Source organism: Bradyrhizobium sp. USDA 4474 (assembly GCF_054057515.1).
This window is the reverse complement of record NZ_JBSRZJ010000002.1, coordinates 121929-145517: the sequence shown is the minus strand read 5'-3', so window position 1 is coordinate 145517 and position 23589 is coordinate 121929. Positions and strand designations below refer to the sequence as shown.

Sequence of the window (23589 nt, the reverse complement as noted above, 5' to 3'; positions counted from 1 at the left end):
GCGACAAGAAAGGCAATCGACATGAACAAGCTCTCAACTCTCTTCGCGCTCGCGGCGTTCTCGGCCGTTGTGATCGCAGCCCCCGTCCGAGCCGACGAGGTCAAGGCGGGCGATCTCGTCATCTCCCAGGCCTGGAGTCGGGCGACGCCTGCCGGCGCCAAGGTCGCCGGCGGGTTCCTCACCATCGAGAACAAGGGCACCGCGCCCGACAAGCTCGTCGCCGTGTCGGCAGAGATCGCCGGCAAGGCCGAGATCCACGAGATGACAATGGACAATGGCGTGATGAAGATGCGTCCGCTGGACAAGGGCCTCGTTATCGAGCCGGGCAAGACCGTGAAGCTCGCGCCCGGCGGCAACCATCTGATGCTTCAGGATCTGAAGGGGCCGTTCAAAGAGGGCGAGAAAGTGCCTGTAACGCTCGAGTTCGAGAAGGCTGGCAAGGTCGCGGTGTCGCTCGACGTCAAGGGCCTCGGCGCCCAGGCGCCCAGCGGCGGGGGCACGATGATGAAGAAAATGCCGGACCATTCGGGAATGAAAATGTGACTGATGTGATCTAACCTCCGGGAGATCGAGCATGTCGAAGACACCCTTGCTAATCCTGGTCGGTGCACTCGTCGCATCGCCTGCGGCGGCCCACGTTTATCTGGAAGGCAAGCAGGCCACGGTCGGCGCGTCCTACAAGGCCGTCTTCGCCGTGCCGCACGGCTGTTCCGGCTCGCCGACGATCAAGATCCGTGTGCAAATCCCGGAAGGTGTGATCGCGGTGAAGCCGATGCCGAAGGCCGGTTGGAACGTCGATATCGTCGAGGGGCAGTATGCCAGTGCCTACGACTATCACGGCAACAAGCTGACTTCGGGCGTTAAGGAAGTGGTTTGGTCCGGCGGCAATCTGCCGGACCGCAATTATGATGAATTTGTCGTCAGTAGCTTTCTCACTGACAGCCTGAAGCCGAACACCACGCTGTACTTCCCTGTGGTGCAGGAATGCGAGAAGGGTGTCAGCCGCTGGATCGAAATCCCGGTGGAAGGGGCAGCGCATTCGCGCGAGGACAAGTCGCCGGCGCCTGGCGTAAAATTGCTGCCCAAGCCGTAATGCGCTTTCTCGCTGCAGTTGCGACGCTGCTGTTTCTTGTTGGCACCTCGACCGGCGCATTGGCCCATGCGGCGCTGATTTCGGTCGAGCCGGCGAGCGGCAGCATGCTGGCGAGCGCGCCGAAGGCGGTGGAATTGCGCTTTAACGAAGCGGTGACGCCGGGCGCGATCCAGTTGATCGATGGCGCGGGCAGGGTGCGCGATGCTGCGCGCGTCACGACGTCAGGCGAGAGCATTTCGGTTGCGATGCCGCCGGACTTGCCGAAGGGCACCGCGGTGGTGAGCTATCGGGTCGTCTCGCAGGACGGTCATCCCGTCGCCGGATCGGTGATCTTCTCGATCGGCATGCCGACGGGGACGCAGCCTTCGGCAAATGTGGATGGTGGATTGAACGCGCTGATCTGGTTGTCGCGGGTCGGCCTCTATCTGGGGCTGTTCGTCGGCGTGGGCGGCGTGTTCTTTGGGCGCTGGATTGCGTGGTCGATGATGGGTATGGGCGTGCCACGCGTGGGGCTCGTTGTTGGTCTCTCGAGTGCCATTGTCTCACTTGGTCTGGTGGGTCTTGATCTCCTTGGTCTGCCGCTGGCGGCGCTTGTGACTGTGGCCCCCTGGAAAATTGCATTTGCGACCAGTGCCGGTCCCGCTTTGCTCGTCGCGATCGCGGCGATGCTGCTTGCGCAAATGGCGCTGGGCCGGGCTTGGTACGCGCGTACGCTCGCGGTCATCGCCTTCGTCGGTGTGGGCATGTCGCTCGCCATGACCGGGCACGCCGCAACGGCGTCGCCCGAGGTGCTGACGCGGCCGGCGGTCTTCGTCCATGGCCTCGCCGTAGCCTTCTGGATTGGCGCGCTGGCGCCGGTTGCAGCGCTGCTGTCGAAGCCGACGGCGGCAGTGCTGCCGCTCCTCAACCGATTCTCGCGCATCGCCATGCCGGTGGTCGCGGGTCTGGCGCTGAGTGGCCTCATGCTTGCGATGATCCAGCTCGAGAAGCCGGCTGCGCTGGTCGACACGAGCTATGGCCTTATTCTCTCGGTGAAGCTGGCGCTGGTCCTATTCCTTCTGGCCCTTGCAGCCATCAATCGCTTTCGGTTGACTCCCGCGTTAGCAAAGGATCAGGTGGCCGCGCCGGCGCTGAAGCGATCGATCCTGCTTGAGTGCGGGACCGCGCTCGGCATTTTCGCGGTCGTCGCCGGCTGGCGCTTCACGCCGCCGCCACGGACCATCGTGCCTGAGACACCGCTGGCGATCCACATCCACACCGACAACGCGATGTTCCAGGTGCTGGTGTCGCCGGGCAAGGCCGGCGTGGACGATTTCGTGCTCCAGCTCATGACCAGCGAGGCGACGCCTCTGAACGCCAAGGAGGCGACGCTGACGCTGAGCCTGCCCGAGCGCGGCATCGAGCCGATGGAACGCGACGCCGAGCTCGGGCCTGACGGCTATTGGCATGTGCACAAGGTCGAGCTGCCGTTCGCCGGGCGCTGGCATGTGCGGATCGACGCGCTCATTACCGATTTCGAGAAGGTCACGCTCGAGGACGAACTCGAGATCGCAACGCCCTAGCTTCGACACGGACCAGGTCCAACCTGAAGTCGAGGTAAAAATGACAGGAATTCCGCCGCGTTAGCGGCTTTTCCTCATTCCCGGCCTTGTCTTTTCGCTCCCAATCCGGTTTCACTGCAGGCCACCACTGATTCCCAGAGTATTACCATGCGGTTGTCGCGGTTCTTTCTGCCCATTTTGAAGGAAAATCCGAAAGAGGCGGAGATCGTCTCGCATCGGCTGATGCTGCGTGCCGGCATGATCCGGCAGGAGGCGGCCGGCATCTACGCCTGGCTGCCGCTCGGGTTCCGCGTGCTGAAGAAGATCGAGCAGATCGTGCGCGAAGAGCAGGACCGGTCCGGTGCGCTGGAACTGTTGATGCCGACGCTCCAGCTCGCCGACCTCTGGCGCGAGAGCGGCCGCTATGACGCGTACGGCCCGGAGATGCTACGCATCGCCGACCGCCACAAGCGCGAGCTCCTGTACGGGCCGACCAACGAGGAAATGATCACCGAGATCTTCCGCGCCTACGTGAAGTCCTACAAGAACCTGCCGCTGAATCTCTATCATATCCAATGGAAATTCCGCGACGAGCAGCGTCCGCGTTTCGGCGTGATGCGCGGCCGCGAGTTCCTGATGAAGGATGCCTATTCCTTCGACCTCAACGAGGCCGCCGCGCGCGTCGCCTACAACAAGATGTTCGTCGCATACCTGCGCACCTTTGCGCGGATGGGCCTGAAGGCGATCCCGATGCGCGCCGAGACCGGCCCGATCGGCGGCGATCTCAGCCACGAGTTCATCGTGCTGGCTGAGACCGGCGAATCCGGCGTTTTCATCAATCGCGACGTGCTGGACCTGCCGGTGCCGGGCGAGGACGTCGACTATGACAGCGACCTGACGCCGATCATCAAGCAATGGACCTCGCTCTATGCCGCGACCGAAGATGTTCATGACGCCGCCCGGTTCGAGCAGGAAGTGCCGGCAGAGAAGCGCGTGAATACCCGCGGCATCGAGGTCGGCCAGATCTTCTATTTCGGCACGAAGTATTCCGACGCGATGAAGGCCCTGGTGACCGGCCCTGATGGCGTCGACGTGCCGATCCATGGCGGTTCCTACGGCGTCGGCGTCTCGCGCCTGCTCGGCGCCATCATCGAGGCCTGCCATGACGATGCCGGCATCAAATGGCCGGAGGCGGTGGCGCCGTTCCGCGTCTCGATCCTCAACCTCAAGCAGGGCGATGCCGCCGTCGATGGCGCCTCCGAGAAGCTCTACGCCGAGCTCACCGCCAAGGGCGTCGACGTGCTCTATGACGACACCGACCAACGTGCAGGGGCGAAATTCGCCGCCGCCGACCTGATCGGCATCCCCTGGCAGATCATGATCGGGCCGAAGGGGCTCGCCGAGGGCAAGATCGAGATCAAGAAGCGCAGCGACGGCTCCCGCGAGACCATGTCGCCAGCGGACGCGGTCGCAAGACTTGTGGGCTGATAAGTCTGGTCGGCTGAATATTGTTCATCGCCCGAGATCGCGGCCGCCAATCCGGCCACAATTGACCCCGAATCATGGGATTATCGAGCGATGGATGAAACCATGACAGAAGCCGTCCAAACTGCGCCTTTCGCACCGTTCGAGTGGATGTTGTCGGCCCGCTACCTGCGGGCTCGGCGGAAGGAGGGATTCATCTCGGTCATCGCCGGGTTCTCCTTCCTCGGCATCATGCTCGGCGTCGCCACGCTGATCATCGTGATGGCCGTGATGAACGGCTTCCGCAAGGAGTTGCTCGACAAGATCCTGGGGCTGAACGGCCATATCCTGGTCCAGCCGCTGGAATCGCCGCTGACCGACTGGAAGGACGTCGCCGAGCGCATCAGCCAGGTGCAGGGCATCCGGCTCGCTGCGCCCGTGGTCGATGGCCAGGCGCTGGCGTCATCGCCCTGGAACGCCTCGGGTGTGCTGGTGCGCGGCATCCGTTCTGACGACCTCAACAATCTCACCTCGATTGCCAAGAACATCAAGCAGGGCTCGCTCGAGGGCTTTGACGACGGGCAGGGCGTCGCGATCGGCCGGCGGCTCGCCGACCAATTGTCGCTGCATGCCGGCGACAGCATCACGCTGGTGGCGCCGAAGGGCGCGGTGACGCCGATGGGCACGACGCCGCGCATAAAGCCCTACAAGATCGTCGCCGTGTTCGAGATCGGCATGTCCGAGTATGATCTCGGCTTCGTGTTCATGCCGCTCGCCGAGGCCCAGGCCTATTTCAATCGCAGCAACGACGTCACCTCGATCGAGGTGTTCACCACCAATCCGGACAAGATCGACTCCTTCCGTAAGGCCGTGACGGAGGCGGCGGGCCGGCCGGTGTTCCTGGTCGACTGGCGTCAGCGCAACTCGACCTTCTTCAACGCGCTCCAGGTCGAGCGCAATGTCATGTTTCTGATCCTGACCATGATCGTACTGGTCGCGGCGCTCAACATCGTCTCCGGCCTGATCATGCTGGTGAAGGACAAGGGCAGCGACATCGCGATCCTCAGGACGATGGGCGCCTCGCAAGGATCGATCATGCGGATCTTCCTGATCACGGGCGCCTCGATCGGCGTGGTCGGCACGCTGGTCGGTTTCTTCGTCGGCCTCGTGATCTGCCTCAACATCGAATCGATCAGGCAATTCCTGTCCTGGCTGACCAGCACGGAGTTGTTCTCGCCCGAGCTCTACTTCCTGTCGAAGCTGCCCGCCGAGATCGACGTCGGCGAGACCACGGCCGTCGTCATCATGGCGCTGACGCTGTCGTTCCTGGCGACGCTGTACCCGTCCTGGCGCGCCGCGCGCCTCGATCCTGTCGAAGCGCTGCGGTACGAGTGAGGGGCTGATGGAGCAGCAGCAGGGGGCTGAGGATGTACCGGTCATTTATCTCCACGAGATAAAACGGCAGTACTTGCAGGGCGAGGCGGCGCTGACGATCCTGGACAACGCCAAGCTCGCGCTGTGGGCGGGACAGTCCGTGGCGCTGGTTGCGCCCTCGGGGTCGGGCAAGTCGACGCTGCTGCACATCGCGGGCCTGCTCGAGGCCCCCGATTCCGGCGAGGTCTATGTCAACGGCGCGCCGACCTCGCAACTGCCCGACATCGAGCGCACCCAGCTTCGCCGCAGCGATATCGGCTTCGTCTACCAGTCGCACCGGCTGCTGCCGGAATTCTCGGCGCTCGAGAACGTCATGTTGCCGCAGATGATCCGCGGCCTGAAGAAGTCCGAGAGCGTCAAGCGCGCCAAGGAGATCCTGGGCTATCTCGGCCTCGGCGACCGCATCACCCATCGTCCCGCAGAGCTGTCGGGGGGCGAGCAGCAGCGCGTCGCGATCGCGCGTGCCGTGGCCAATGCGCCCCGCGTGCTGCTCGCGGACGAGCCGACCGGCAATCTCGATCCGCACACCGCCGACCACGTGTTCCAGGCCCTGATGCAGCTGGTCAAGGCGACCAAGGTCTCGATGCTCATCGCGACCCACAACATGGAACTCGCCGGCCGCATGGATCGGCGGGTGTCGCTTTCCAACGGCCAGGTGGTCGAGCTCGAATAACAAACCGCGAAAACAACCCCATGCACAGTAGACGGCCGCGGCTGGCTGCATCGGGGGTGACGTCTCCCAGCCATCTGACAGCGCAGGCATAGCAGCTGCGGCGACGCATCGCCGCAGCTGCTGCGACAATTACGGCCGGATCACCGTCATGTTGAACGCGCCCGCATTGGCGGCCGCATGGTCCACGGCCTCGTTGGCATGGTCGAGATCGAATGCCGTCGTCTCGAAGTGATCGAGGCGCAAGAGGCCGGCGCGGACCAGCGCGATCAGGCGAACCGCGGCTTCAGGCGGATACATCCAGACGCCGTGAATCGTGATGCACTCGCGCATGATCCAGTTGTAGGGCAGCTCCAGGCCGGGGCCGCCCTGCATGTTGACGCCGCCCATCAGCACGACACGGCCATTGGGCCGCACCGTCATGATCGCGGCGCGGACCACCGTCGTCGAGACGGAGGGCGGCATGATGTCGAACGCGCAATCGATCGGGCCGGGTGCGGCGCGCTTCATCAGCTCGCGGTCGTCGTTCTCGTTGCCCGTCAGCTTCACCGGCCTGACACGCGCGCCATGGCGACGCACGAGCTCGCCGAGCATCTTCTCGTTGCGGCCCGGCGCAACGACGCAAGCCGCTCCCATCGCGAGCGCCACCGCCACGGCAGCGCTGCCGAAATTGCCGGTCGCGCCGCTCACCAGCACAGTCTCGCCGGGCTGCAGCCTGGCGGCAAGGAAACCACCATAGGGCACCAGCAAGGTTCCAAGCGCACACCATTGCGCGGCCTTTTCCTCGCTGACCTCGCCGAGCCGCGTCACGTTCTCGGTCGGCACCCTCATCCGCTCGGCGAAGGAACCGTCGTGAAAATATTTCTGCAACCGCATGCCGCCTTCGCCGCGCGCGCTGACGCCCTGCAGATGAATGTCGGGAGCGATCGCGTCGTCGCGCGAGCGGACCGTCGGATCGCAGACGACCCAGTCGCCGACGGACAATTTGGTTGCGTCCGGGCCGATCGCGCGCACGCGTCCGACCCCGCCGGCTCCTGGAATGGCGGGCAGATCCAGCGCGTATTTGCGCTCGCCGCTGAACACTTCCTTGGAGTAGGACAGCACACGGGTCGCGACGATTTCGACGATCACCTCGCCGGTACCGAGCACGGGGTCGGGGACGTCCTCGATATCAAGCGGGGATCCGAAAGATTTGAGTACGGCAGCCTTCATGATGTTGACCTTCGTTCGTACCTCATTGTGAGGTGCAGGGATTATGCGAGGGCTGTTGCGCGGCAGGAAGGCCTGGTATTATCCTAGTATTGTCCGACCCTCCTTCACGCGAGTCCGTCCATGGCCGACCCACGCCGCGTCGAATTCGGCGATTTCCTGCGCTCCCGTCGTGAAAAGCTGTCGCCGAAGTCAGTGGGCCTACCCGCGGGCCAGCGGCGGCGTACCGCAGGGCTCCGCCGCGAGGAGGTCGCGCAGCTCGCGGGCATCGGGGTCGACTGGTACATCCGTCTCGAGCAGGGCCGCACCGTCAGCCCGTCGGTCACGACAGTCGATGCGCTGGCGCGCGCGCTGCGGCTCAGCAAGACCGAGCACGCGCATCTCAGGGATCTCGCGCGGGACGGCGCGAGGGGCCCCTTCACCCGCGAGGTGGTGCCGCCGGCCATTCGGCGCCTGGTCGAAAGCCTGCCGCACCCGGCCTACATCACCGGCCGGCGCTGGGACGTGCTGGCGTGGAACGCAGCCGCCGAAGAGATCTTCGCGTTCGGGCGGCTGCCGGAAGAGGATCGCAACACCCTGCTCTTGATGATGACCAACAAGAAGACCCGGAAATCCTATGGCGCGGGCTGGGCTGAGGTGGCCAAGCGGATGGTCGCGATGTTTCGCGCCACCCACGACGTCTGGGCCGGCGATCCCGCCTTTGCTGAATTGCTGACGCGCCTGCGCGAAGGTAGCCCCGAATTTGTCAAATGGTGGGGTGCGCACGAGGTGCACGGCACCTTGTCGGGCCGCAAGACCATGACGCATCCCACCAAGGGCGTGCTGCATTTCGAGCACACCAGCTTTCAGGCCAACGACGATCCCGCGCTGAAGCTCGTGATCTACACGCCGGTGTAGGCGTGCCGTCCCTGAAGAGATTTGGGTTCGCTACGAGGGCAGGCGGGCAAATCCGTCCGCGCTCCAGCCTTCGCTGCCGACACCATGATGCACAAAGAACAGTCCATCCGGATCGTAGCGTCGTTTGACGTCGAGGAGCCGTCGATAGTTCGGGCCCCACAACGCATTCTGCCAGTCCGACTGAAAATAATCGCACTCGTTGACATACGCGCCGCTGTTCGGCGCCGCCGCGCGCAGCGCCTCCATCGCGGCGTTCACGCGGTCTCGATGCGCTTTGGCGAGAACAGGATCGGGCGTAGCAAGACCACCGAAGATGGTGGGGCCGGAGGCTGCGATGATCGCAAGAGCGAAGGCCTCGAATGCGTCCGGATGCGTCGCCGTGTTTCCTGCTTTTGCGATCACATCAGGCGATGCGCCGAACAAGCCCTTGTTGAAATGCAGCCCGACCGCCCAGTGGCGGCTTGCGGCGAATAACGCATCGACGAGGAGGTTGCGGTTCTGCTGATCAAGGAGCGAGCTCGGCAACCAGGCCGATGTGTACGCGTGCCAGAAGGCGCCGACCTGCTCGCCATCGCCCTTCCACCAATAATCGGTCCATGGCGCTCCAGAACGTTCATCGAAATTGGCCGCGGAGCGGGCGAACAGGCGATAAAGCCAACCGTTCCAGAAATAGCGGGCAGGCACGCCCACGACTTCAAGCGATTCCTTGCCGGCGTAATCGTCAGGATTGGCTGCAACAAAATCGAGCAGGGGCTTGAAATTTGCCCGCGCTTCGTCCGTAGTCAGGCCTTGGAAGACCATGCGAATGTCGAGGCGGTTGTCGGGATACGCCCGGACCTGTTCGCCCCAGTGGGGATTGCACAGGCTCGTCGCGCAAAACGCGGCGAAGCGGGCCAGCAGCTTGCGGTAGGCTTCGTCGGAGCGGGCGCGCAGCGTGGCGTTGACCGCACCGACGGATGTGGGGAGCGGATGCGTTGCGAGCGTCAGCCGTGTGGTGACCCCGAAAGTGCCGCCGCCTCCGCCCTTGAGCGCCCAAAACAGCTCCGGCTCGCGCGTTTCATTGACCACACGAATTTCGCCGTCGGCTGTCACGATCTCGGCCTCGAGCAGGCTCGCCGCCGCCGTTCCAAATCCCTTGGAAAAGTTCCCGAACCCGCCGCCCTGCACCAGCCCAGCGACACCCACGGTGGTGCAGCCGCCACCTTGAACGTAGCGCCCGGCGCCGGCGGCCGCCTGGTAGGCGCGGAGCCACATGCAGCCCGCGCCCGTCGTGATAGCCGGAATCGGCTTGGAGCTTGAGCCTTGCGGAACGAAACCGTCGTGAACGGTGATGGCGTCCATTTTGCGGGTCCATAACAAAAGCGAATCCGGCGCAGAGGAGCCGCCGAGATAGCTGTGGCCGCGGCCCTTCACGACCAGGCGCAAATTGTGCGCTTTGGCGAAGCGCACGGCCGCGACGACGTCTGCCGCGCTCTCGGCCGCGACCATGTAGGCGCTGGGCTCGGAGCGCCAGGCCTCGAACCAGCCGGAACTTTCCGTCAGACCGGGTTGATCACCGATGTAGAACGGATTGGCCAGGAGCTGTTTTGCTTCAGCCGGGGCGAGGTTCGGAGGGGTCACACGGGTGAGGCGTCCCGCGGTGGCTTGATTCAGCGCCGACCAGTCCGCATCGGAAGGCCAGCCAGCCTGTCCCGGCCGCGGGCGGCTGGCAGCGGCTATGCCCGTCGGCTGGTTGCCGAGTGCCGGGGCTGCGGCAAGTGCGAGGGCCGTGGCTAGAAAGTCGCGACGGTTCATTCCGGTTCTCCAGGCGGTGCTCGACGGATGTCTCCGCGAATCTGCGCCGGAAAGCGAGCCGGGAGGGATGAACGGAGGGGGCAATGGGACGAAGATGAGAGGGCCGTGACGAATGACGACGCAGGAGGGACGAAACGGCGCGACGGGTCATCGCGCTCCCAACCAAGCTTATTTCGATCTCGGAGTTCCCCGTGGAAGGTTGGCGACAGCGAGAGCCGCCCTGTGCAGCGCTTGATGGCGGGTCAGCCCATTGCAGTTGAGGCAGATTGATGGCACAACCTGCCGCATAAGTGCTCCCTCTCAGGGAATGACGCGCCGACACGGCCATCAAAGACAAGGTCAAGAGGACGGGATGAAGCGTCGGCGATTCATGTCGCTGCTCGGCGGGGCAGCCCTGACGCCGATCGCGGCGGTGCCGGTCTTTGCCGAGGCCAATTGTCCGGCTCCCGCCAAGCGTGACGACGGCTGGTCTGTTCCCTCTGCCAGTGAAGACGACGATGTCGATCAGGCCGCGCTGTGCAGGATCGCCGGTCGGCTCGAACGCTCGGGCGCCAACATCCATGCCGTGCTGGTCGCTCGGCGTGGCAGATTGCTGTTCGAGCGGTACTTCAGGGGGGCCGATGAGGTCCCCAGTCGCTTCTTCGGCGTCCGCGTCACTGATGTCAGCTTTGATGCCGATACGCTGCATAATCTGAAATCGTGCTCAAAGAGCGTGGCGTCGCTGGTCGTCGGGATCGCGCTCGACCAGGGGCTCATTCGCAGCATCGAGGAGCCGGTCTTCAGCTTCTTCCCCGAATTGTCCGACCTGCGGTCCCCGGACAGGGATCGCATCCTGCTCTCACATTTGCTCACGATGTCGATGGGTCTGAAATGGGTGGAGGCAACTCCGGCGACGGGCGACGACAACGACGAGGTGCGCATGCACATGGCGCCGGATGCCTGTCGCTACGTCCTCGGCCTTCCCGTGACCGCACTGGCCGGCCAGGAGTTCTTCTACAACACCGGCGCACTTGCGCTGGTCTCCGCGATCGTCCGCAAAGCCACCGGCCGTCCGCTCGATGAATTCGCGCGTCGCGTGCTGTTCGATCCCCTAGGCATCACCGAATTCGAGTGGAGCAGGTTCAAAGGAGACAGCGATGCCGGAGGCGGATTGCGCCTGCGGCCGCGCGACATGGCGAAGATCGGCCAGCTCGTCCTTCAGGGCGGTCGCTGGAACGATCGGCAAATCGTGTCCAGGGCATGGATCGAGGCGTCGACCACAATGAAGCTGAGGGCGACCGACGGTCAGTCCTATGGATATTTGTGGTGGCTGCGGAGCTCCCGGCTCAATGGGCGGGTCGTCCAATCGATTGCCGCGCAGGGCAGAGGTGGCCAGTCGATCCGCATCGTCCCGGAGCTCGACCTCGTGGTCGCGGTGACCGCGGGATATTATCAGGACTATAGCCCTGAAGCTGCCAAAGTGCAGTTCGGCGTGTTCAGGGATGTCTTGCAGGCGATCTCGCCTCCGGCCTGAACGCGAAGCGCAGGCTTGCAGGCCGTAACCTCTTTGCGAAACGACCAGCTTTCGGAGTAGGTTGAAAATCGTCGGCGAATAACTGGCGTCCGCAGCGGCGCTGCGTTGCCGCTGCGGACCCCACTGACCGTTTGATCTATACTCGCGAACCGGCAGCGCAGCCGCTGCCAGATTCGCCATTTGGAGCTCGCCTGTGACCATCGCTCTCAAGGGCATCATTCCCGTGATGCTGACGCCATTCACCGAAGCGAACACGATCGACTATTCCGGCCTCGAACGGCTGATCGAATGGTACATCGCTAACGGTGCCGACGCGCTGTTCGCGGTCGCGCAGTCGAGCGAGATGCAGTTCTTGACACTGGAGGAGCGCGTCGCGCTGGCGCGGTTCGTGGCCAAGACCGCGGCCGGCCGGCTTCCGGTCATCGCCTCTGGCCATATCAGCGAGTCCAGGGAAGACCAGCTCACGGAGCTCTCGTCGATCGCGAAGACCGATGTCGACGGCTTGGTGCTGGTGACGAACCGTCTGGCCTCGCACGATCCGGCAAAGACGGACTTCACCGACAATCTGAGCTGGCTGCTCGACCGGCTGCCCAAGGACATCACGCTCGGCCTTTATGAATGCCCGGCTCCGTTCCGCCGGCTTCTCTCCGACGACGAGCTGGCCTTTTGCGCCGACAGCGGCCGCTTTGCCATTCTCAAGGACGTCTCGTGCGACCTGCCGACCGTGCAGCGCCGGGTCAAGCTGGCGAACGGCTCCCCGCTCACGATCGTCAACGCCAATGCCGCGATCGCCTTTGACGCGATGAAGTCGGGGGCTCCCGGGTTCACCGGCGTGTTCACGAACTTCCACCCTGATCTCTACAAATGGCTGCTGACGCAACACCACAAGCATCCGGTGCTCGCGAACGAGCTTTCGGTTTACCTGGCGCTCGCTGCGATGGCGGAGCCCATGGGTTATCCGAAACTTGCAAAACTCTATCACCAGCGTCTCGGCACCTTTGCCCGCATCGAGACCCGGGCGGTCGATTTCGATATCAGAGAACGCTTCTGGGCGCTCGATGCACTGATCGACAAGATCGTGGAGGGACAGGAGGCTTTCCGCGCGAAGATCGCGGCGGCGGACTAAGCGAGAACCGATATGAACAGCTGACCCTGGCTGGACAGGTCCTGAATGAGTGAAACGTCTCCCGACTATTACACCGGCCACAGCGCGCTGACCGATCCGGGCGCTCATGCGACTGTGATCAGCGGCCTGCCGCCGGATATCCCGGCGTTGTGTCGCATGTTGCACGGCCTGCTCGTCCACGAGGCGTGGATCGAGAGGCAGGGCTTCAACCCCGCTGCGTTCATCGGTCAAAGCCGTACCACGCTGCCTGTGTCCGATCGTCTGGATCAGTTGCTGGCGATCGACCCGCGACCGTTGACGATCGCGCGGCCAGGCGAGTTGAGAGCTTTGGCAACGTGCCGGGACTTTTCATTGATGCTATGCGCGGTTTTGCGGCATCACCGTGTGCCAGCCCGCGTCCGCTGCGGTTTCGGCAGGTACTTCACCGGGCATGCCTATCATGATCATTGGGTGTGCGAGTACTGGGCGAAAGCCGAGCAACGCTGGGTCCTGGTCGATGCCGAACTCGACGAGCCCCATCGCACCTTTCTGAAATTCGATTTTGAGCCGACCGACGTGCCACGCTCGGCGTTCATCACCGGTATCGAAGCGTGGCAACGATGCCGAACCGGCGCGATCGATCCGGAGCAGCTGGGTCACGGAACGACGGCAGGCTTGTTTTTTGTGCGCGTCAACCTGGTGCGTGATCTGCTCGCGCTCGCCAAGCGCGAGACCTCGGCTTGGGATAGCTGGCGCTCGGCATGCGAACCGCACCTGACGCTGAGCGAAACGGAGCTGCTGCTCTGCGATGGTCTGGCGCAGCGCGGCGAGGAGGGCGCCGTCGAGATCGCGTCATCGTTGCGCACTCCGCCCTGGCAATAAGAGGGGCGGCACGCCATGCGCTTTGCTCCTCGACGCGCAGCGAGCGGCGAGAGTGCAATCGTGCAGAAAGCTGCGCGCGTCGCGTGGTCACGTTCGAGGTGAACGCGAATGTGGCGAAGAAGAGCGAAAATGTGGCGACAATGGGGAGTGGAAACCAAGACTTTCCCCATCACAGAATCGTGCGCGCGACGCTGTTAGGCGTGCACGCAGTGCACGTCGCGCGGATGAGGTTGGAACTGCTGAAGAGGCTTGTTTCACAGGGTTCCGCGGCTGCGCCGCTAAACCTTCGTTAATGAAGCCCGGCCCTTTGGAGCGAACTGTTGCGGTCAGGTTACAGCAATTCCGTCGATCGCTGTTATGACGTCGCCACGGCCCGGGGGCCTAACGACGAAACTTGGAACGGGAATCAAATGAACAAGAATTTGTTGCTCGCAGCTGTGAGCCTTGTCGCGATCACCGCGACTGCACCGGCGCTGGCTGCTGACCTCGCTGCGCGGCCTTACACCAAGGCGCCCGCGATGATCGCCACGGTCTATGACTGGAGCGGCTTCTACATCGGTATCAACGGCGGCGGCGCTTCGGCTCACACGACCTGGGATCAGCGCGCTCCGCTGGTTGGCGGCGAAGGTTCCCACAACGCCACGGGCGGCACCGTCGGTGGCCAGGTTGGCTACCGCGTGCAGTCGGCGCAGTGGGTGTTCGGTGTGGAAGGCCAGGGCAACTGGGCCGACTTCTCCGGCGACAATGTCAGCGGGCTCACCGGCTTCACCGATCGCTCCAAGATCGATTCGTTCGGCCTGATCACCGGTCAGATCGGCTACGCCTGGAACAACGTCCTGCTCTACGCCAAGGGTGGTGCGGCTGTTGTTGGCACCAAGAATGAACTCCGCTTCGGCGGCGTGACCGCTGCTTCCGTCAGCGACACCCGTTGGGGCGGCACCGTCGGTGCAGGCCTCGAGGTCGGCTTCGCTCCGAACTGGTCGGTTGGTGTCGAGTACAATCACATCTTCCTGTCGGACAAGGACGTCACCTTCGCCGGCATTCAGACCGATCACATCCGTCAGGACGTCGACATGGGCCTCGTCCGCCTGAACTACAAGTTCGGCGGCCCGGCGATCGCCAGGTACTGAGCAACCGACTGAGACTGATCGCTTCGCAAGAAGCTGATGTCGAAAGCCCCGGCCTTGCGCCGGGGCTTTTTTATTGCGTAAATTCAGCGAGTTAACCATTCCATTGGGGCGCGACCGAGACGGCTTGACTCCAAAGAACAAAATGAGAACAATGTTCTTCATACGTTCTGGTGATGGAGCAAGCCATGTTCAGGATTTTCGTGGAAGAAGCCGCTGCACTGACGTCGATCGCGCTGTTTGTCGGAATGATCGCGATCTGGGCCCAGGTCATACCGCAGCTCTGATGCCGCCACGCTGGAGCAGCGGTTTTGCAAACCGGTGGTCGGGGAACTCCCTCACATGGCCCTTGGGGAAAAGCGGGATGAGACGGCCGATCGGCGGCTCTGGCGTGGACTCTGGCGGGGCAAGCCCCCACGATTGGGAGGCGAGTCGGCCGGCGGGTACATCACGCTCCTGACGCTGGCGACCGTTCCCAGATCTCACAAGAGGCCATCACGCGACCATGCCGAGCGCCGGATTTGTCCACCTTCACGTTCACTCGGCCTATTCGCTGCTCAAGGGCTCGATCAAGATCGCCAAGCTCGGTGAACTCGCCAAGAAGGATCACCAGCCAGCGCTGGCGCTGACCGACACGGATAATCTGTTCGGGGCGCTCGAATTCTCCGACAAGATGGCGGGGTACGGCATCCAGCCGATCGTCGGCCTGGAGCTCGCGATCGATTTCGGCGACCAGGAACCGAACGCGCGCAACGCACTGCCGCCTTCGCGCGTGGTGCTGCTGGCCGCGCAAGAGCGCGGCTATCGCAGCCTGATGCGGCTGAATTCGCGCGCCTTCCTCGAATCGCCTGACAGCCACGCCCCGTTCATCAAGTTTGATTGGTTCGACGGCGAGACCGAAGGCCTGATCGCGCTGACCGGCGGCCCCGAGGGGCCGATCTCGCTCGCGCTGGCTGCGGGGCAGGCCGAAATCGCGGCGGCGCGCTGTGAACGTCTCGCCGGCCTGTTCGGCGATCGCCTGTATGTCGAACTGCAACGGCACAACATCGACAAGGAACGGCGGGTCGAGAGCGGGCTGATCGATATCGCCTATTCGAAAGGTCTGCCGCTGGTCGCGACCAACGAGCCGTATTTCGCGACGACCGACGATTACGAGGCGCATGATGCGCTGCTTTGCATCGCGGGCGGCCGGCTGATCGCGGAGACCGAGCGCGAGCAGCTCACGCCCGATCACCGCTTCAAGACGCGCGCCGAGATGGCGGTGCTGTTTGCCGACATTCCGGAGGCTCTGGCCTCCACCGTGGAGATCGCCGAGCGCTGCTCATTCCGCCCGATGACGCGCAAGCCGATCCTGCCGTTCTTCACGGTTGGTGCCGCTGCGAGCACGGACGCCGCCGCGGTCGAGGCGGCCGAATTGAAGCGGCAGGCGGAGGAGGGGCTCGCCAATCGTCTGCGCGTGCACGGCCTGTCGCAGGGCACGACGGAGGAGGACTACAGCAAGCGCCTGGCGTTCGAACTCGACGTCATCATGCGCATGAAGTACGCGGGCTACTTCCTGATCGTGTCCGACTTCATCAAATGGGCGAAGTCGCAGGGCATCCCGGTCGGGCCGGGCCGCGGTTCCGGCGCAGGCTCGCTGGTGGCGTGGGCGCTGACCATCACCGACCTCGATCCGATCAAGTTCGGCCTGCTGTTCGAGCGCTTTCTCAATCCGGAACGCGTCTCGATGCCGGACTTCGACATCGACTTCTGCCAGGACCGCCGTGGCGAGGTGATCAAGTACGTCCAGGAGCGCTATGGCCGCGACCAGGTTGCGCAGATCATCACCTTCGGTACGCTGCAGGCGCGCGGCGTGCTGCGCGACGTCGGCCGCGTGCTGCAAATGCCTTATGGGCAGGTCGACAAGCTGACGAAGCTCGTGCCGCAGAATCCGGCGGCTCCCGTGACGTTGGCGGCCGCAATCGAGAGCGAACCGAAACTTCAGGCGTTCCGCGACGAAGATCCCGTGGTGGCGCGCGCCTTCGACATCGCGCAGCGCCTCGAAGGCCTGACGCGTCACGCCTCGACCCACGCAGCCGGTATCGTGATCGGCGATCGCCCCTTGAGCGAACTCGTGCCGATGTACCGCGATCCGAAGTCGGACATGCCGGTGACCCAGTTCAACATGAAATGGGTGGAGCCGGCCGGTCTCGTGAAGTTCGACTTCCTCGGCCTGAAGACGCTGACCGTGCTCGACGTCGCGGTGAAGCTGCTCAAGCCGCGCAACATCCATGTCGATCTCGCGACGCTGCCGATCGACGATGCCGAGAGCTACCAGATGCTGGCGCGCGGCGAGGTGGTCGGCGTGTTCCAGGTTGAAAGCCAGGGCATGCGGCGCGCGCTGGTCGACATGCGTCCCGACCGTTTCGAGGACATCATCGCGCTGGTGGCGCTGTATCGCCCGGGCCCGATGGCGAACATTCCGACCTATTGCGCGCGCAAGCATGGCGATGAGGAGCCGGAATATCTCCACCCGGTGCTCGAGCCGATCCTCAAGGAGACCTTCGGCGTCATCATCTACCAGGAACAGGTGATGCAGATCGCGCAGGTGATGTCGGGCTATTCGCTCGGCGACGCCGACCTGCTGCGCCGCGCCATGGGCAAGAAGATCCGCGCCGAGATGGACAAGCAGCGCGACATCTTCGTTGCGGGTGCGGTGAAGAACGGCGTGCCGAAAGGGCAGGCCGAGACCATCTTCGAACTGCTCGCCAAGTTCGCCGACTACGGCTTCAACAAGAGCCACGCGGCGGCTTACGCGCTGGTGTCCTACCACACCGCCTACATGAAGGCGCATTATCCGGTGGAGTTCATCGCAGCCTCGATGACGCTCGACCTCAACAACACGGACAAGCTTTCGGAATTCCGCTCCGAGGCGCAGCGCCTCGGCATCAAGGTCGAGCCGCCGAACATCAATCGTTCCGGCGCGACCTTCGAGGTCGGCGACAAGGTCATCTATTACGCGCTGGCCGCGCTGAAGGGCGTCGGCATCCAGGCGATCGAGCAGATCATCGAGGAGCGGACCAAGCGGGGGCTGTTCACCTCGCTCGCCGACTTCGCCGCGCGCGTCAATCCGCGTGCGATCAACAAGCGCATCATCGAAAGTCTTGCGGCCGCCGGGGCGTTCGACACGCTGGAGCCGAACCGCGCCCGCGTATTCGCCGGCGCGGACTCGATTCTGGCTGCCTGCCAGCGCGCGCATCAGGCCGAGACCATCGGCCAGAACGACATGTTCGGCATGTCGGCGGATGCGCCGACCATCATGCTGCCGCAGATCGAGCCGTGGCTGCCGGCCGAAAAGCTTCGTCGCGAATACGACGCCGTCGGCTTCTTCCTGTCGGGCCATCCGCTCGATGATTACGCCACCGTGCTGAAGCGGCTGCGCGTGCAGAGCTGGGCCGAGTTTTCGCGCGCGGTGAAGACCGGCGCCACCGCCGGCAAGGTCGCGGCCACAGTGGTGTCGCGCATGGAGCGCCGCACCAAGACCGGCAACAAGATGGGTATCATGGGGCTGTCTGATCCCACGGGCCACTTTGAGGCCGTGCTGTTCTCCGAGGGCCTGGCGCAATATCGCGACGTGCTCGAGCCGGGCGCCGCCGTGCTGCTCCAGCTCGGCGCCGAATTGCAGGGTGAAGACGTCCGCGCCCGCGTGCTGCATGCCGAGCCGCTGGATGATGCTGCAGCCAAGACGCAAAAGGGCCTGCGCATCTTCCTGCGCGATACCAAGCCGCTCGATTCGATCGCCAAGCGTTTGGCCGGACCGGAAGCTGCGGGCGCGAATGGCGCGGCGCCGAAGATCGGCAGTCCCGCCATCGCGCCGCGCTCCAACGGCGACGGCGAGGTCACGCTGGTGATGATGCTCGACCTCGAGACCGAGGTCGAGATGAGGCTGCCCGGCCGCTTCAAGGTCTCGCCGCAGATCGCCGGCGCCATCAAGGCGGTGGCCGGCGTGGTGGACGTGCAGCAGATCTAGGCGTTTCGTCGCGAACGCGGCGCGGTCGGTGCGATCGTGCCGTTGCAACCGGACGATGTTTCCGGCTAGCATGGCTCCGGGCAATGATGTTCGGATGTAAAACAACGGGTCTGCGCTGATGTCTCTGCAACGGCGGAGGAGCCGACAATGTGCGACCGATGCTCTCAAGATCGCTTCAACCAGGTGGGCCCGTCACGTCGGTCCGCGATGCTGTTGGCCGCCTCGGCGCTGAGTATGGCCTTCGCCGGCCGCGCCTTCGCCAAGGACAACAAGGCGCCGCCGAAACCGCAGAACGTGCTGTCGCCCGACGCGGCGTTGAAGCGACTGATGGAGGGCAACGCGCGCTATGTCGAGGGCGTAACGAGGCGCCATGATTTCAGGCATGAGCGCGAGGCGCTGGCGGGCGGGCAGAATCCGTTCGCGGCGGTGCTGAGCTGCGCCGACTCGCGCATCGCGCCGGAATATGCCTTCGACACCGGCCGCGGCGATCTCTTCGTTTGCCGCGTCGCGGGCAATTTTGCCGGCGCCGAGACGATCGCCAGCATGGAATACGCCGTCGCCGTGCTCAGCACGCCGCTGATCCTCGTGCTGGGCCATGATGCTTGCGGCGCGGTCGATGCGACGCTGAAGGCGATCAAGGACGACAAGCCGCCGCCGGGACACATTCCCTCGCTGGTCGATGCGATCGCGCCGGCCGCCAAGGCCGCGATGCAGCAGGGCGGGCAGGTGCTCGACAAGGCGATCCGGCAGAACGTGATCGACAATGTCGCAAGGCTGAAATCGGCTGCGCCGATCCTCAACGCGGCGGTCGAGCAGGGCAAGCTGAAGATATCAGGCGGCGTCTACCGGCTGAGGACGGGAACAGTGGAGCCGATTGCGCAGGCCTGAAGCTCGAGCCGACGTCGATGCTTACCAGGAGCTGACACGAGCCGCCGCACGTGGAGCTGCGCCATGCCGCCGCCTCAATCCGAGCCTTTCGTTCAAGCGCCGTTCAGCCGGTCGCGCGTCTCATGCGTGGTGATATCTCGACAACAATAACGGGCAAGCGAGCCATGCGCGGGACATACAACAAGGTCTTCATCTGCTTCCTTCTGCCGATCCTCCTCGTTGCCGGCGCGCTTGGTCCGGCGCGCGCGCAACAGCAGGAAAAGCGGATCGCGCTGGTCGTCGGCAACGGCGCCTATTCGAAGTCGCCGCTGGCGACCACCGCCAACGATGCAGGGCTGATCGCGCAGACGCTGCAAGCGGCCGGCTTCGACGTGGTGGGCGCCCGCGATCTCGACGGCGACACGCTGCGCAAGAGTCTTCACGACTTCATCCAGAAGGCACAGGCCTCGGGGCCCGGCACCGTCGCGATGGTCTATCTGTCCGGCTATGGCGTGCAGCTGGCCGGTGAGAACTATTTCATCCCTGTTGATTCCAACATCACGCGCGACACCGACATTCCGACCGAGGCGCTGCGCATCAGCGACTATGCCCGCCAGCTGGCCGCGATTCCGCTCAAGGCCAACATCATCGTGCTCGATGCCGCGCGCGCGCAGCCCTTCGTGGAAGGCGGCCAGCAGCCGATCGCCAGCGGGCTGGCGCTGGTCGAGCCCGATCCGAACATGCTGATCGCCTTCAATGCGGCGCCGGGCACGGTGGCACCCGAGGAGCCGGGACCATACGGCATCTATGCGCAGTCGCTGGCGGAGATGATCCGCACCGGCGGGCTGTCGCTGCCGGAGGTGTTCGACCGCGTCCGCCTGCGCGTCAATGAGAACTCCAAGGGCGCGCAAGTACCTTGGGACGACCAGAAGATCTCCGCGCCGTTCAGCTTCTTCGATCGCGCGCCCGACGCCCCGCCGCCGCAGGCCGCGCCCGACCAGGTCGCTGCGATCCGCAACAAGCCGATCCGCGATCTCGGCGCCCAGGACGCCTATGCGGCCGCGCTCGAGCGCGACACGCTGCCGGCCTATGAGGATTTTCTCGCAGCCTATCCCGGCGACCCCATGGCGAAGCGCGTCATGGCCATCGTGGCGGCGCGCCGCGAGGCGATCACCTGGCGGCGAAGCTATCGCGCCGATACACCGGACGCCTACTGGTCGTACCTGCGCCGCTATCCGCGCGGGCCGCATGCGGGTGATGCACGGCGCCGGCTCGCGATCCTGACCGCGCCGCTCGAGCCGCCGCCGAGTTTCGCGATGATGGACTATGACGTGCCGCCGCCGCCGCCGGCCGAGGTGGTCTATGTGGACCGTCCCGTGTTGTATTTCAGCGATCCCGATTTCGGTTTTGCACCGCCTCCACCGCCGCCGGTCTATTTCTGCCCGCCGCCGCCGGAGGATTTCGTCGTGCTGCCGCCCCCGCTGCCCGTGGTCGGCCTGTTCGTGCTGCCGCAGCCGGTGTTCGTGCCGATCCCGGCGTTCTACAACCCGCCGGCCTATGTCGCGCCGCCGCCGAACAACATCATCGTCAACAACATTCATAATACCACGGTCATCAACACCGTGATCAACCAGCCCGCGGCACCGGCAGCGGCAACGGCAGCAGGCGATCCAGCCATCACCACGACGGTGGCGGCATCGGGAAAGCCTCTCGGGGCAATGACGGCTGTGCCGCCGACCGTGGTTCAAAAGGCAACCTTGATTCAGGAAAATAAGGCTCCGCTCCCCAAGACTGTTGCGGTCGATCCGACGACGAAGGCGGGCGGGGCAGCCTTCAAGACAAGGAGCCAAGTCACGACGCAGACCGGCAACGCTGCTGCGGGAAGTCCGGCGGGCGCGCCCGGCACCGGCAATGCCACGACGAAGGCGGGTGCCCCCGGCGCTCCGGCGACCGGCAACGCAACCGCTCCCACGGCCGGAGGCAAGGCCAATCCGCTGACGGCGACCGCGCCGAGCACGGCGGATACCAAGGCCGGTCAGCCGGCCGGCCACTCCTTGCCCGTGCCCGGCCAGACCGCGCCCGCCATCAAGGGCGCGCCGCAGACGGGAACGGCGGCCACGGGCACGTCTTCATCGACGACGAACCCCATCGGCGGCTCTGGCGCAACCGCCAAACCGGGTAGCAACTCGCAGCCCGCCAACGCCAAGCTCACGCCGCAGACGCCGCCTTCAAATGCGCCGCCTAGCGGAGGAGCGCGGCCGAACGTCCAGGAGCATGCCAATACGGTCAATCCCGGCAATACGGCCAATGCGCCGGTGAAGCCCGGCGAGACCAAGCTGACCCCGGCGGGCAAGCCGGGCGTGACCACGACCAATGTGACCAACGGGAAGCCGACGCAGCCTTCGCCGCCGGTCACCGCGCGCGAGCAGATCAAGCCGCAGGGGCAGCGGCCTGCAACACCATCGCCCGCGCAGGTCACAAGGCCGCCGCCGCCAGCGCCGCACCCGCAGGCGCTCGCAAGGCCGACTCCTCCGCCTCCGCCGCGGGTGGCAGCCCCGCCGCCGCGGGTGGCCGCACCGCCTCCGCCGCCGCGCCCGCCGGTTGCAGCCGCTCGGCCCGCGCCGCCGCCCCCCGTAGCCCGGCCGGCACCTCCGCCGCCGCCCCGGATGGCTGTAGCTCCGCCGCCGCATCCGGCCCCGCCGCCGCCGCGCCCCGCGGCTCCGGCCCCGAAAAAGTGCGCTCCGAACCAGCCCAAATGCTAGCGGGCAGGACGGAAATCCGGGAATGGGCCTTTCGCGGGCAGTAAACGCCCCGAAAGGCCCTTATTTCCTTGCTTCTGGCCGAAATGGCGCTATATAGCGCGCCATCTCACACGGAAGCATGGCTCACAAGGCCGTCCGGTGGCAGCCGGGGCGACAACGCTCCGTTTTGCTCACACGCTTCCGGAGGAACCAACCGGAGAATTAGAACGATGGCACTACCCGATTTCACCATGCGTCAGCTCCTCGAAGCTGGCGTGCATTTTGGTCACCAGTCTCACCGCTGGAATCCGAAAATGGCTCCGTTCATTTTCGGCGCTCGCAACAACATCCACATCGTCGACCTCGCCCAGACCGTGCCGATGCTGCACGCGGCGCTCCAGGCCGTCAGCGACACGGTGGCCAAGGGCGGCCGCATCCTGTTCGTCGGCACCAAGCGCCAGGCGCAGGACGGCGTCGCCGACGCGGCCAAGCGCTGCGCGCAATATTTCGTCAATTCGCGCTGGCTCGGCGGCACGCTGACCAACTGGAAGACGATCTCGGCCTCGATCAAGCGCCTGCGTCACCTCGACGAGGTGCTGGCCGGTGGCGAAGCCAATTCCTACACCAAGAAGGAGCGTCTGACGCTCCAGCGCGAGCGCGACAAGCTCGATCGCTCGCTGGGCGGCATCAAGGATATGGGCGGTCTTCCCGACCTGATCTTCGTGATCGACACCAACAAGGAAGACATCGCGATCCAGGAAGCCCAGCGGCTCAACATCCCGGTGGCTGCGATCGTCGACACCAATTCCGATCCGAAGGGCATCACCTATGTGGTGCCGGGCAATGACGACGCCGGTCGCGCGATCTCGCTCTATTGCGATCTGGTCGCGCGTGCGGCGATCGACGGCATCTCGCGCGCCCAGGGCGATTCGGGCATCGACATCGGTGCGTCGGCTCGTCCGATGGCCGAAGATCTGCCCTCGACCGCCGGTTTCCAGGGCCTTGCGGGTCCGCGCGGCACCGCCGACGACCTCAAGAAGCTCCCGGGCGTGTCGGGCGCGATCGAGAAGAAGTTCAACGACCTCGGCATCTTCCACTACTGGCAGCTCGCCGAGCTCGATCACGACACCGCACACAAGATCGGCGAAGAAGTCGGTCTGCCGAGCCGTGCGGACGCCTGGGTGGCCAAGGCCAAGGCGCTGACCGCGGAAGCGGAATAGTCAAAACGGGCGATGGGTTGGCC

At 64.7% G+C, this 23589-nt stretch carries 17 protein-coding genes; 15 read left to right on the top strand and 2 right to left on the bottom strand.

Annotated elements, in window-relative coordinates:
• Positions 1-21: 21 nt before the first annotated feature.
• From ACVW16_RS02320 to ACVW16_RS02295, 6 genes are all read left to right on the top strand, one after another.
• On the top strand, positions 22-543 hold the full coding sequence (locus ACVW16_RS02320) for a copper chaperone PCu(A)C (RefSeq protein WP_456735286.1): 522 nt from the start codon (positions 22-24) through the stop codon (positions 541-543).
• A gap of 31 nt (positions 544-574) precedes the next feature.
• Complete coding sequence (locus tag ACVW16_RS02315) at positions 575-1093, top strand: YcnI family copper-binding membrane protein (protein WP_456738598.1); 519 nt, start codon at positions 575-577, stop codon at positions 1091-1093.
• Positions 1093-2655, top strand: coding sequence for a copper resistance CopC/CopD family protein (locus ACVW16_RS02310; protein WP_456735284.1), 1563 nt, complete (start codon positions 1093-1095; stop codon positions 2653-2655). Before ACVW16_RS02315 ends, ACVW16_RS02310 begins: the two co-directional genes overlap by 1 nt.
• 147 nt (positions 2656-2802) lie before the next feature.
• Complete coding sequence (gene proS / locus ACVW16_RS02305; RefSeq protein WP_456735283.1) at positions 2803-4122, top strand: proline--tRNA ligase; 1320 nt, start codon at positions 2803-2805, stop codon at positions 4120-4122.
• Between the two features lie 90 nt (positions 4123-4212).
• Positions 4213-5493: a lipoprotein-releasing ABC transporter permease subunit gene (locus ACVW16_RS02300; protein ID WP_456703792.1), complete on the top strand. Its 1281-nt coding sequence runs from the start codon at positions 4213-4215 to the stop codon at positions 5491-5493.
• 7 nt (positions 5494-5500) lie between these two features.
• The gene (locus ACVW16_RS02295; protein ID WP_092229566.1) at positions 5501-6205 is read left to right on the top strand and encodes an ABC transporter ATP-binding protein; all 705 of its coding nucleotides are present in this window, start codon (positions 5501-5503) and stop codon (positions 6203-6205) included.
• A 129-nt stretch (positions 6206-6334) separates the two neighbouring features.
• Here ACVW16_RS02295 and ACVW16_RS02290 read toward each other — a convergent pair whose 3' ends face one another.
• On the bottom strand, positions 6335-7414 hold the full coding sequence (locus ACVW16_RS02290) for an alcohol dehydrogenase catalytic domain-containing protein (protein ID WP_456735282.1): 1080 nt from the start codon (positions 7412-7414) through the stop codon (positions 6335-6337).
• A 120-nt stretch (positions 7415-7534) separates the two neighbouring features.
• On the opposite strand from ACVW16_RS02290, the gene ACVW16_RS02285 reads away from it, so the two are divergent.
• Entirely contained in the window at positions 7535-8308 is a 774-nt protein-coding gene (locus tag ACVW16_RS02285; protein ID WP_456703791.1) for a helix-turn-helix transcriptional regulator, read from the top strand.
• A 30-nt stretch (positions 8309-8338) separates the two neighbouring features.
• On the opposite strand, the gene ACVW16_RS02280 is transcribed toward ACVW16_RS02285, so the two are convergent.
• Positions 8339-9796, bottom strand: coding sequence for an FAD-binding oxidoreductase (locus ACVW16_RS02280; RefSeq protein WP_456735281.1), 1458 nt, complete (start codon positions 9794-9796; stop codon positions 8339-8341).
• Positions 9797-10454: 658 nt separating this feature from the next.
• Here ACVW16_RS02280 and ACVW16_RS02275 point away from each other — a divergent pair.
• The 8 genes from ACVW16_RS02275 (at position 10455) to ACVW16_RS02240 (ending at position 23566) form a co-directional block, all read left to right on the top strand.
• Positions 10455-11615: a serine hydrolase domain-containing protein gene (locus ACVW16_RS02275; RefSeq protein WP_456735280.1), complete on the top strand. Its 1161-nt coding sequence runs from the start codon at positions 10455-10457 to the stop codon at positions 11613-11615.
• Between the two features lie 193 nt (positions 11616-11808).
• On the top strand, positions 11809-12741 hold the full coding sequence (locus ACVW16_RS02270; RefSeq protein WP_456703789.1) for a dihydrodipicolinate synthase family protein: 933 nt from the start codon (positions 11809-11811) through the stop codon (positions 12739-12741).
• Between the two features lie 45 nt (positions 12742-12786).
• A complete protein-coding gene (locus tag ACVW16_RS02265; RefSeq protein ID WP_456735279.1) occupies positions 12787-13602 on the top strand; it encodes a transglutaminase domain-containing protein in 816 nt (271 codons plus the stop codon).
• Between the two features lie 410 nt (positions 13603-14012).
• Positions 14013-14732, top strand: a complete 720-nt coding sequence (locus ACVW16_RS02260; RefSeq protein WP_456703787.1) for an outer membrane protein — start codon at positions 14013-14015, stop codon at positions 14730-14732.
• Between the two features lie 502 nt (positions 14733-15234).
• Complete coding sequence (gene dnaE / locus ACVW16_RS02255; RefSeq protein ID WP_456735278.1) at positions 15235-18738, top strand: DNA polymerase III subunit alpha; 3504 nt, start codon at positions 15235-15237, stop codon at positions 18736-18738.
• Between the two features lie 147 nt (positions 18739-18885).
• Complete coding sequence (locus ACVW16_RS02250) at positions 18886-19626, top strand: carbonic anhydrase (RefSeq protein ID WP_456735277.1); 741 nt, start codon at positions 18886-18888, stop codon at positions 19624-19626.
• A 164-nt stretch (positions 19627-19790) separates the two neighbouring features.
• A complete protein-coding gene (locus ACVW16_RS02245) occupies positions 19791-22367 on the top strand; it encodes a caspase family protein (protein WP_456703784.1) in 2577 nt (858 codons plus the stop codon).
• 209 nt (positions 22368-22576) lie between these two features.
• Complete coding sequence (locus ACVW16_RS02240) at positions 22577-23566, top strand: 30S ribosomal protein S2 (RefSeq protein ID WP_456703783.1); 990 nt, start codon at positions 22577-22579, stop codon at positions 23564-23566.
• Positions 23567-23589: the final 23 nt, after the last annotated feature.